A 12,331-nucleotide genomic window follows, 5' to 3' on the forward strand; every position below is an offset into this window, starting at 1 on the left:
CTTAACTTAATCTTATATCTGAAACACTTGCTCCGGTTGGTATCATTGGAAACACATTGTCTTCTTGTTCAATAACTACTTCTAAAAAATAAGCATCTTTAGATGCTACCATTGTTTTAATAGCCGCTTCTAAATCCTCTCGTTTTGAAACTCTTTGCGCCTCAATATCATAAGCCTGAGCTAATTTTACAAAATCTGGACTTACCATTTCTGTTGATGCATAACGTTTATCAAAAAATAATTCTTGCCATTGACGCACCATTCCTAAGTAACTATTATTTAAAACTACAATTTTAACTGCTGCCTTCGTTTGAAGAATGGTTCCTAATTCATTACAAGTCATTTGATAACCACCATCACCAATAATTGCAATCACTTCACGATTTGGCACACCCATTTTTGCTCCAATGGATGCTGGTAACGCAAATCCCATAGTACCCAAACCTCCAGAAGTTACACTACTTCTAGTTTTTATAAAATCCGCATATCTACACGCGAACATTTGGTGCTGACCAACATCAGAAACAATAACAGCATCACCATTTGTTTCTTTATTAATTCCACCCAAAACTTCACCCATAGTTAAACCTGGTTTTATAGGATTTAACTGATCATTAATTACTTTATCTTTTTCAATTTGAAGCAATTTATCAAATTCTTGCATCCATTCTTTATGATTCGCTTTATGCACGTATTGCATAATTTCAACCAATGTTTCTTTTACTGTTCCTAAAACAGCAACATCAGTTTTTACATTCTTATCAACTTCCGCAGGATCAATTTCAAAATGAATTACTTTGGCTTGTTTTGCATACGTTTGTAAATTTCCTGTAACACGATCATCAAAACGCATTCCAATTGCAATTAACACATCGCAAGAATTGGTTAATACATTTGGCGCATAATTTCCGTGCATACCAACCATTCCTACATTTAAAGGATGATTTGTTTCTAAAGCTGAAAGCCCTAACACAGTTGATGCCGAAGGAATATCTGTCTTTTCAATAAAGTTTTTAAATTCTTGTTCAGCGCTTCCAATAATTACACCTTGTCCCCAAACAATAAATGGTTTTTTTGCTGCATTAATAATTGTTGCAGCTTCTTTTATTTTATTTAAATCAAATTTAGGAGTTGCTCTATAGCTTCTAATTTTTTCACATTTTTTATAGGAGAAATCTAATTCACCAAATTGTGCATCTTTTGTAATATCAATTAACACAGGTCCTGGTCTTCCAGATTTTGCAATATAAAATGCTTTTGCAAAAACCTCAGGAATTTCACTTGCTTTTGTAATTTGATAATTCCACTTTGTAACTGGCGTTGAAATACCAATTATATCAGTTTCTTGAAATGCATCAGAACCTAATAAATGTGAAGCTACCTGACCTGTTATACAAACCAATGGTGTTGAATCTATTTGAGCATCGGCAATTCCTGTGACTAAATTTGTAGCACCAGGACCTGAAGTTGCAAATACAATTCCTGGCTTTCCTGAAACGCGTGCAAAACCTTGTGCAGCGTGAATAGCGCCTTGTTCATGACGCGTTAATACATGATGGAATTTTTCTCTATATTTATATAATTCATCATACACTGGCATAATTGCACCACCAGGATATCCGTAAGCTAACTCAGAACCTTCTTCTAACAAACATCTTATAACAGCTTCTGCTCCAGTTATTTTAACTGATTTTGAAGTTTTTTCTTCGTGCTTTTCTTTTTTTAATGTCTCCATAAAATTAAAATTTATCCGTTACACAACCTTCTGAAGCCGAAGAAACGGTTTTAGCGTATTTATATAAAATTCCTTTTGTATGTTTTAGCGCTGGAGCTTTCCATTTCGCTTTTCTATCAGCCAATTCACTTGCCGTTATTTTCACATCAATTGTTTTATTTTTAGCATCAATAACAATAGTATCTCCATTTTCAACCAAAGCAATGCCGCCACCTGTTTGTGCTTCTGGAGTAATGTGACCTACAACAAATCCATGTGTTCCTCCAGAAAAACGACCATCAGTTATTAAGGCTACGGTTTTTCCTAAACCAGCACCCATAATCATGGATGTGGGCTTTAGCATTTCTGGCATTCCAGGTCCTCCCTTAGGACCTACATAACGGATAACCACCACATCGCCTTTTGATACTTTTCCAGCACCAATTCCTGTATTTGCTTCTTCTTCACTATTAAAAACTACTGCCTTTCCTTCAAATAAATCACCTTCTTTACCGCTAATTTTAGCTACAGATCCTTCAGCAGCTAGATTTCCATACAATATTTGAAGATTTCCAGATGATTTTAAAGCTCTTTCTGTTGTATGTATTACTTGTTGATCATCATCAAATTTTAAAGGCTCAACATTTTGTAAGTTTTCGGCTAAAGTTTTGCCTGTTATTGTTAAGCAATCTCCATGTAAAAATCCTTTTTCCAATAAATATTTCATTACAGCTGGAGTTCCTCCAACTCCATGAACATCTTCCATTAAATATTCGCCACTAGGTTTTAAATCTGCAATTAATGGTGTTCTATCACTCACTCGTTGAAAATCTTCTAAAGTAAATTCAATACCTGCAGCATGAGCAATTGCCAAATAATGTAATACCGCATTTGTTGATCCGCCTAAAGCATTTACTAAAGCAATGGCATTTTCTAATGATTTTTTAGTGATTATATCTAAAGGCTTTAAATCTAGCTCTATTAAGTTTTTAATGGCAGCTGCAATACGTTCACTTTCATTTCCTTTGTAAGGATTTTCGGCAGGAATAGATGAATTGTATGGCAATGCAAATCCCAATGCTTCAATAGATGACGCCATAGTATTAGCTGTATACATACCTCCACAAGCTCCTGCTCCTGGTATCGCCTTTTTTATAATTTCTTTGTATTCTTCTTCATTAATATTTCCTGCAATTTTTTGGCCTAACGCTTCAAAAGCAGAAACAATATTTAATTTTTTTCCTTTATAGTTTCCTGAAGCAACTGTTCCTCCATAAACCATTAGTGAAGGGCGATTTAAACGCAACATTGCCATAATAGCTCCCGGCATGTTTTTATCACAACCAACTACGGTAACCAAGCCATCATAACTTTGCGCATTCATAACTATCTCTATAGAATCTGCAATTACATCGCGTGAAGGCAATGAATAATTCATACCTGAAGTTCCCATTGAAATACCATCACTTACACCAATGGTGTTAAATTTTAATCCAACAAGATTTATTTTATTTATTTCTTCCTGAATAAACCCAGCTAAACCATTTAAATGCATATTACAAGGATTTCCATCATAACCTGTACTTGCAATTCCTATTTGAGGTTTTTTCATGTCCTCATCCGTCATTCCAGTAGCATATAACATTGCTTGAGATGCTGGCTGTGTTGGATCTTGTGTAACCCTTTTACTATATTTATTTAATTCCATTAATTTTATTACTTTTTTAATTCTATTGAATTATATCTAAAACTATTTGTTATTTAATGCTTATTTTACAATAAGGTGCAAATTTAAATTAGACATTTGTTTTTTACTTTTTTATATTGCTTTTTTTACAATATTCACTTTCTATTAATTTTACATACTACATTGTTTTACTGATAGTTATATAATATTATTTTACAATGATAATTGAATAAAAAAACCTGTAACAATTTTTAAGTTGATACAGGTTTTTAAATTTTTTTCAATTTAAAAATACATCAACTTATTAGCGGACTAATAATGACAACTTTTAAAATGACGATATTTAAATTTATTAATTTCATTTTTTAATATTTATAAAAAAACCTTCCTAAAGTAATTAGGAAGGTTTTAATTATTTAAATTTAAATACAATCCTATTTATCTACCAGTAATAATTACTGAGACTTGAATAGAAATAATATTTACAATTGAATTTTTCATTATATATGGACAAATATGTGAATTTTATTTTAATAACAAAAGTAAATTCTTTTATTTATTTCAATAATTTTTTTGCTTTCTTTTGAATAATAGACTCTACTGTTTCATTTTGAATTTTACTTTCAAGCCACGATAAAATGTCTAAATATAAAAACGATCTTTTTTCGTAAGGATGATTTTCAAACTTTAATAATTCACCGTGTAAACTTTTAAATTCCTTTTTTAAATCTTGCGGATATATGTTGCTTAAATTTTTAAGGAATGAAATCATTTTACGTTGCACCTGATGCAAATCATTCATTTTTAATAAAAATTTGTATGTAGTTACTATTAATTTTTCAATATTATAATCTATACCGGCTTCATAATGTGCAACTAAATTTAAAACGCGCGCATAACACAATAAGTCTTCTCGCATTTTTAAATCTTTATTATTTATAATTTTTTCAAGATACACAATACAATCTTCATTTTTACCCGCTCCAAAATACATACAAGCAATTTTGTAGTAAAACACCATTATATGATGCTCATCTATTTGATTTTGAAACTCTTCTAATTTAGCAGACAACTTAACTACAAACGGTAAACCTTGTGTAAATTTTCCTTCTAAAAAATGCAGATTTAATTTATTTTGATTGAAATATAAAAATATAAGCGTTTTGGTATTTTCATTAATTGCTACTTTTTCATTTTTAATATCATCGCTTAAATTTTTAAGTACACTATTAAACTTTGTAATATGCTTACTTAAAAACAACGATTCTAATAAATAATTGGCGCCTTTTAAATAAAAAACCGGATTTTGGATTTTCATCTCTGGATTTTCATCAAATAAATCTACCCATTTTTGGGAGTATTTATAACTTGATAAAAAATCTTGCATTATTAAACTATGCCATAAATATGCTTTGTACAAAAAAAGTTTTTCTTTAAAACCTAGTTCAGAAATTTCAAATTTTGGCAATCGCTTTTCAAAATAGTTATTTACTTTTTTTATATCGGCATCATCTTTTGCATAACCTTCTTTTAGCAACAAACTATACAATTGTAATGATAAGTTAGAAAGTTTACTAGTTCTAACATTTTTTAAACTCAATTTTTTTGCTTGCTCTGAAAGTTCATCAGCTCTATTACTCATACTTCTGGTAATATATTGCGATTCAATTACTTTCTCAAACTCAACAATTTCATAAGCTAAATTATTTTCTTCATTCGCTAAAGCTAATTCTTTTGCCTTGTCTAATATTTTTAAACTTTGCTTATATAACCCTTTATTGTATAAAATAGCAGCAAAATCAAACTGTTCTCTAATTTGTGCCCTTACATTATGATGTACTGGATTAAAACGTAAACTCACCAATATTTGTTTATATAAATGAGCCTTTGTATTAGAAATTTGCTGTTTTTTAATGTTTGTTTTTTTTAAAATTAATTCATCATCATAAGACACAACTTTGTCTAATAAATTAAAAAGAGACATGAAATTTGCATCTGCATTTCCTCCTAACCTACCTACATAAAGCTTAAATTGTCTCTTTTCTGATTTAGAAAGTGATTTTACTAATGTAAAAAGCGCATCTTTTTGGTCAATAGCCATTGTAACTAAATTATTTTTTTATTATTGATTTTCAATGATTTACATTTTTTTTCATTCATTTGAATATAGTAAACAATAAAAATAAGTGGTAAAATCAATAATCCTTTCCCTCTATTTTTGGTACATCAAATGTGCTAAAAAAAAATCAGAAATGAGTAAAAATAAAGTCCAAATTTTTGACACAACCTTAAGAGATGGTGAACAGGTACCTGGTTGCAAGTTAAATACACAACAAAAATTGATAATTGCCGAACGTTTAGATATATTAGGTGTTGATGTAATTGAAGCTGGCTTTCCAATATCTAGCCCTGGAGATTTCACTTCAGTTGAAGCAATTGCAAAACTGGTTAAAAATGCTACTGTATGTGGACTTACAAGAGCAAATCAAAAAGATATTGAAGTTGCTGCAGATGCATTAAAATATGCAAAAAAGCCAAGAATTCATACTGGAATTGGAACTTCTGATTCGCATATTTTATACAAATTTAATTCAACACAAGATAAAATTATTGAACGTGCAATACAAGCTGTGGCGTATGCAAAAACATTTGTTGAAGATGTTGAATTTTATGCTGAAGATGCTGGTAGAACTGATAATGTTTATTTAGCCAGAGTTTTAGAACAAGTTATAAAAGCAGGTGCTACTGTTTTAAATATTCCTGACACAACTGGTTATTGTTTACCCGATGAATACGGTGCAAAAATTAAATTCTTAAAAGAAAATGTAAAAGGAATTGACAATGTAATTCTTTCTTGCCATTGTCATAACGATTTAGGTTTAGCAACTGCCAACGCTATTGCTGGGGTACAAAACGGTGCGCGTCAAATAGAATGCACCATTAATGGAATTGGAGAAAGAGCTGGTAATACAGCTTTAGAGGAAGTCGTCATGATTTTAAAACAACATCCTTATTTAAATTTAGACACCAATATTAACACCAAATTATTGTATAGCACTAGTCAACTTGTGCAACAAAGTATGGGAATGGTGGTACAACCAAACAAAGCCATTATTGGAGAAAATGCATTTGCACATAGCTCAGGGATTCACCAAGATGGTGTTATAAAAAATAGAGAAACATACGAAATTATAGATCCAGCTGATGTTGGTGTCACTGAATCTTCAATAGTATTGACTGCCAGAAGCGGAAGAGCAGCTTTAGCTTACCGAGCAAAAAATGTAGGATACGAATTAACTAAAATTCAGTTAGATGATATTTATCCTCAATTTTTAAAGTTTGCCGATCATCATAAAGAAGTAAATGATGAAGATATTCATCACTTAATGGAGTTAAACCATATTTCTAAATCTAAAATTGCAGTATAAATTACTGTTCATTTTTTAAACATTCTTTTTATAAAATTAGTTGATTCAAAAAAAATTTGAGTACAAACATGCTTGCTATTACCCAAATATTATCTACTGCTGTACCATTGCCTATAAAAAATATTAAGGCACATCAAATCGTGCCCAAAGAAATTTCACTTAAAGGTGAAAGAAATGGTATCGAAAAAAATTTATTTAGAGATTGGCGATTTCATAAGGATGGTTCATTAAACGATGATTTTATACTAAATGAAGACGCTTATTTTGGAAAAATTTTAATCACCGGTAATAATTTTGGATGTAAAAACAGTACAGATCCAACAGTTTGGGCATTGTATGACTATGGCTTTAAAGCTGTTATTTCTAGCAAATTTTCTAATGTTTTTAAAGAAAAAGCATTGCAAAATGGTGTGCTTCCGGTAAAAATATCAAGTGAATTTTTACAAATTTTACTTCAAGCCACAACTGCGAAACCCAAAACAATAATATCAATAAATACAAAAAATAAAACAGTTACTTTAGAAGAAACCGGTCAGTTTGAAAAGTTTTAAATTGCATCTTCAAAAAAAAGTGCCTAACTTTAAAATTATAAGCTCTAAATATTTGTAGTTTAGTAGTATATTTGTAGTTACCTTTTAGAAATATTTTATAGAATGGAATTAAAAATCGCTTTACTTTCCGGTGATGGAATTGGTCCGGAAGTCACACAACAAGCTGTTAAAGTGTTGGATGCAATTGCTGAAAAACATGGGCATACTTTTACCTTTACAAAAGCTGATGTTGGTGCAATTGCTATTGAAAAAACCGGGAATCCGTTACCTAATGAAACTTTAGAAATTTGTAAAAATTCTGACGCTATTTTATTTGGAGCTATTGGAGATCCAAAATATGATAACAACCCAGATAATGCAATTAGACCAGAACAAGGTTTACTTAAACTCAGAAAAAACTTAGGATTATTTGCAAATATTCGCCCATTAACAACTTACCCAACACTCATTCATAAATCTAACTTAAAAAAAGATGTTATTAAAGGTACTGATTTTGTTATTTATAGAGAATTAACTAGTGGAATTTATTTTGGCGAACACACTTCAAGTAGTGATGGTAAAACCGCATCAGACAGTTGTACCTATACTACTGAACAAATTGACAGAATTTCGCATTTGGCTTTTAAAGCAGCTCAGGTTAGAAGAAAAAAATTAACCTTAGTTGACAAAGCTAATGCTTTAGAAACTTCACGTTTATGGAGAAAGAGAGTGACTGAAATTGGACAACAATATCCTGATATTAAATTAGAGTATTTATTTGTTGACAATGCAGCAATGCAATTGATTTTAAAACCAACACAGTTTGATGTAATTTTAACTGAAAATTTATTTGGCGATATATTATCAGACGAAGCAAGTGTAATTGCTGGTTCTATTGGCTTGCTAGCATCTGCATCTATTGGTGAAAAAACCGCTTTATTTGAACCTATTCACGGATCATACCCAGATGCCAAAGGAAAAAATATAGCCAACCCATTAGCTTCCGTTTTATCGGCTGCAATGCTATTAGATTATTTTTCATTACACGATGAAGCTGAAGATATTAGAATTGCCGTTGAAAAATCAATTGAATTAAATATTTCAACACCAGATTTAAATTCAACAAATCATTTTTCAACAACCAATGTTGGAAATTTTTTAAGCGATTTTATTTTAGATGATGAAAATACTTTTTACAATAAAAATAATATAGATTTAGGACAGTCTACCATTATATAAAATTTAACAACAATTTAAAATACACCTAAGAAACTTAAATTTTTTGGGTGTATTTTTTTTGTAGATTTACCTTTATGGAAACACAAACAAACTTTTTAAACGCACTTAACTTCAGACGTTCTGTAAGAGTTTATGATCACGCACAAGAAATTGATTCTGAGTTAGTTAAAAAATGTTTAGAACTAGCAACATTAGCACCAAATAGCAGTAATATGCAATTGTGGGAATTTCATCATATAACATCACAAGAAATTTTAAAAAAATTATCCATTGCTTGTTTAAATCAAAGTGCTGCAAAATCTGCTAAAGAAATGGTAGTAATTGTTGTTAGAAAAGATTTATGGAAAAAAAGAGCCAACGCAAATATCTCCCATTTAAAAGCAATTTTTGGAAAAAAAATTTCTGATGAATACTCAAAACGAGAAAAATTTGCAATCAATTATTACAGCAAACTAATTCCTTTTGTATATACTGATTTTTTAGGCGTTTTCGGTTATTTTAAATATATCATTTCCTGGTTAACAGGCTTATTTAAACCTACTTATAGGCAACTTAGAAATTCTGACATACGTATTGTAGCACATAAAAGTGCCGGTTTAGCAGCGCAAACATTTATGTTAAGTATGGCAACTAAAGGCTATGACACTTGCCCTATGGAAGGTTACGATTCAATTCGAATAAAAAAATTATTAAATTTACCTTACAGCTCAGAAATTAATATGGTAATTTCATGTGGTATTCGTAAACCAGAAGGTGTTTATGGAGAACGATTTAGAATCCCATTTAATGAAGTGTATAAAAAATGGTAGCTTAAACAATATTAGAACTTGATTATTATGACGAAAGAAACAATTATCCAAAAAATTATATCAAACAAAAATAAGCCGCATTTAGATTTCAGTTTAAAAGATAAAACTGAAAAGTTTACAACTAACTTATTTTACACCTTGTTTGATGCAAATACTTGTGTTGCAAAAAATATTGAACAGTTAGAAATCGATTTTAAAGAAATTTACAACTTAGCGTGCATTATTAATAATGAAAAATGTACAGAAATTTGGGGAAAATTTTTATTAAAATTACCTGAAATTTTAGAAAACTTAAATCTAGATGCTCAAGAATTAGTAAATAATGACCCTGCATCTAATAACATTGAAGAAGTATATTTGGCATATCCTGGTTTTTATGCAATTGCTATATATCGCTTTAGTCATGAACTTTTTAAGTTAGACACCCCTGTAATTCCTAGGCTAATGAGTGAATACGCACACAGCAAAACAGGTACAGATATCCACCCAGGCGCAACTATAGGAAAATATTTTTTCATTGATCACGCAACAGGTACCGTTATTGGTGAAACTTGCGTAATTAAAGATCACGTAAAAATTTACCAAGGTGTTACTTTAGGAGCCTTGCAAGTTGAAAAAAGTATGAAAAATACCAAACGTCATCCTACTGTTGAAGACAATGTAACTATTTATGCCAATGCAACTATTTTAGGAGGAAATACCGTAATCGGAAAAAACAGTATTATTGGTGGTAACGTATGGATTACGGAATCTATTCCTGAAAATTCATTAGTATATCACAAACCTGAAACAAAATTAAAAACAAAAATATAATCATGCAAAATCGCAGTTTATTTGATTTTATTGGAAACACTCCATTAGTAAAAGCACAACATATTTTAGCTAAAAAAAACATATCACTATATCTTAAATTAGAAGGAAACAATCCTGGTGGAAGCGTAAAAGATAGGGCTGCCTATAATATGATTTCATCGGCACTTGAAAGAAAAGAAATTAAAAAAGGAGATTACTTAATTGAAGCAACAAGCGGAAATACAGGAATAGCTTTAGCAATGATAGCACAACAATTTGGTATTAATATTGAATTAGTTATGCCTGAAAACTCCACAAAAGAACGTATACAAACTATGGAAGCTTATGGAGCAAAAGTAACCCTTTCACCTACTTCGTTAGGTATTGAAGGCTCTAGAGAATATGCAGAAAATAACGTAAAAGAAAAAGGGTACTTGATGCTCAATCAGTTTGCAAATGATGATAATTGGAAAGCGCATTATAAAACAACTGGACCTGAAATTTGGAACGATACTAATGGTGAAATCACCCATTTTATTTCAGCAATGGGAACCACAGGTACCATTATGGGAACATCAACCTATTTAAAAGAAAAAAATAATGCCATACAAATTATTGGCGCACAACCAACTGATAATTCTAAAATACCCGGAATTAGAAAATGGTCTCCAGAATTTTTACCAAAAATTTTCAATCCAAAAAAAGTAGATCAAATAATTGAAGTGAGCGAAGATGAAGCTAGAATTATGACGAAAAGATTGGCAAAAGAAGAAGGGATTTTTGCCGGAATGAGTAGCGGTGGTGCTGTGGCAGCAGCACTAAAATTGGCAGAAACTATTGATAAAGGGGTACTTGTTGCTATTATTTGCGATAGAGGTGATCGCTATTTATCTTCCGATTTATTTGAATAAAACGTTGTAGTAGTTATCATTCTTATTGATTGGATTCTAATTGGTTTTATTGTAAATTTGTTAGTTAGAATTCATATTATCTACACATGAAAAAAATTCAAATGGTTGACTTACAAAGTCAATATGCAAAAATCCAAAATACAGTTGATGCTCGAATTTCTGAAGTTTTAAAATCAGCTACATTTATAAATGGTCCGGAAGTCCACAATTTCCAAAAAGAATTAGAAAATTATTTAGGGGTTAAACACGTAATTCCTTGTGCAAATGGTACAGATGCACTTCAAATAGCTATGATGGGCTTAGGGCTTCAACCTGGTGATGAAGTAATTACTGCAGATTTTACGTTTGCTGCCACAGTTGAAGTGATTGCATTGTTGCATTTAACGCCTGTTTTAGTAGATGTTGACCCAATAGATTTTAATATTTCTATTGATGCCATTAAAAAAGCCATTACTCCAAAAACAAAAGCAATTGTTCCAGTTCATTTATTTGGTAAAACTGCAAATATGGAAGCTATCATGGAAATTGCTGCAGAACATAATTTATTTGTTATTGAAGATAATGCTCAAGCTATTGGAGCAAATTACACATACAAAGATGGTTCTAAAAAGAAAGCAGGAACTATTGGTCATGCAGCTTCAACATCATTTTTCCCTTCAAAAAACTTAGGTTGTTATGGTGATGGTGGTGCAATTTTTACCAATGATGATGACCTAGCTCATAAAATTAGAGGTATTGTTAACCACGGTATGTATGTACGTTATCATCATGATGTTGTTGGTGTAAATTCAAGGTTAGACAGTATTCAAGCTGCTGTATTAAGCACTAAACTAACACATTTAGATTTGTATAATAAAGCAAGACAAGAAGCTGCAAAAAAATACAATGCTGCTTTTGCGAATGAAAAAAACATTATTACTCCTGTTATTTGTGATAATTGTGATTGTCACGTATTTCATCAATATACTTTAAAAGTTTTAAATGTTGATAGAGATCAATTAGCTGCATTTTTAAATGAAAACGGCATTCCTTGTGGCGTATATTACCCAATACCTTTACACAGCCAAAAAGCGTATGCTGACGAAAGATATAATGAATCCGATTTTACTGTAACAAATCAATTGGTAAAAGAAGTAATTTCCTTACCAATGCACACAGAATTAGATGATGAACAAATTGCATTTATCACCTCAAAAGTAATTGAATTTATTAATAGATAAA

The 12,331-nt window shown here is 30.7% G+C and carries 10 protein-coding genes; 7 read left to right on the forward strand and 3 right to left on the reverse strand.

Translation table 11 applies throughout. The features are described from left to right. Position 1 precedes the first annotated feature (1 nt). The 3 genes from ilvB to BM335_RS08145 form a co-directional block, all read right to left on the reverse strand. Positions 2–1,735 (reverse strand): biosynthetic-type acetolactate synthase large subunit, encoded by a 1,734-nt coding sequence (gene ilvB / locus BM335_RS08135; RefSeq protein WP_090225268.1) that lies wholly within the window; start codon positions 1,733–1,735, stop codon positions 2–4. A gap of 4 nt (positions 1,736–1,739) precedes the next feature. Continuing rightward, positions 1,740–3,422 (reverse strand): dihydroxy-acid dehydratase, encoded by a 1,683-nt coding sequence (gene ilvD, locus BM335_RS08140; RefSeq protein WP_090225271.1) that lies wholly within the window; start codon positions 3,420–3,422, stop codon positions 1,740–1,742. Between the two features lie 535 nt (positions 3,423–3,957). Beyond that, on the reverse strand, positions 3,958–5,502 hold the full coding sequence (locus BM335_RS08145; protein WP_090225278.1) for a hypothetical protein: 1,545 nt from the start codon (positions 5,500–5,502) through the stop codon (positions 3,958–3,960). A 151-nt stretch (positions 5,503–5,653) separates the two neighbouring features. On the opposite strand from BM335_RS08145, the gene BM335_RS08150 reads away from it, so the two are divergent. From BM335_RS08150 to BM335_RS08180, 7 genes are all read left to right on the forward strand, one after another. Continuing rightward, positions 5,654–6,829, forward strand: a complete 1,176-nt coding sequence (locus tag BM335_RS08150; protein ID WP_090225280.1) for a 2-isopropylmalate synthase — start codon at positions 5,654–5,656, stop codon at positions 6,827–6,829. A 68-nt stretch (positions 6,830–6,897) separates the two neighbouring features. Beyond that, the gene (locus BM335_RS08155) at positions 6,898–7,380 is read left to right on the forward strand and encodes a 3-isopropylmalate dehydratase small subunit (RefSeq protein WP_090225281.1); all 483 of its coding nucleotides are present in this window, start codon (positions 6,898–6,900) and stop codon (positions 7,378–7,380) included. A gap of 102 nt (positions 7,381–7,482) precedes the next feature. Next, a complete protein-coding gene (gene leuB, locus BM335_RS08160; RefSeq protein WP_090225283.1) occupies positions 7,483–8,598 on the forward strand; it encodes a 3-isopropylmalate dehydrogenase in 1,116 nt (371 codons plus the stop codon). Between the two features lie 74 nt (positions 8,599–8,672). Next, positions 8,673–9,407: a nitroreductase family protein gene (locus BM335_RS08165; protein ID WP_090225286.1), complete on the forward strand. Its 735-nt coding sequence runs from the start codon at positions 8,673–8,675 to the stop codon at positions 9,405–9,407. A gap of 27 nt (positions 9,408–9,434) precedes the next feature. Next, the gene (gene epsC / locus BM335_RS08170) at positions 9,435–10,220 is read left to right on the forward strand and encodes a serine O-acetyltransferase EpsC (RefSeq protein ID WP_090225288.1); all 786 of its coding nucleotides are present in this window, start codon (positions 9,435–9,437) and stop codon (positions 10,218–10,220) included. A gap of 2 nt (positions 10,221–10,222) precedes the next feature. Further along, a complete protein-coding gene (gene cysM / locus BM335_RS08175; RefSeq protein ID WP_090225290.1) occupies positions 10,223–11,110 on the forward strand; it encodes a cysteine synthase CysM in 888 nt (295 codons plus the stop codon). An 86-nt stretch (positions 11,111–11,196) separates the two neighbouring features. Next, positions 11,197–12,330, forward strand: coding sequence for a DegT/DnrJ/EryC1/StrS family aminotransferase (locus BM335_RS08180; protein WP_090225291.1), 1,134 nt, complete (start codon positions 11,197–11,199; stop codon positions 12,328–12,330). The last annotated feature ends 1 nt before the right edge of the window (position 12,331 follow it).

Origin of the sequence: Lutibacter maritimus, assembly GCF_900116115.1 — a bacterium.
In the GTDB taxonomy this organism is placed as follows: domain Bacteria; phylum Bacteroidota; class Bacteroidia; order Flavobacteriales; family Flavobacteriaceae; genus Lutibacter; species Lutibacter maritimus.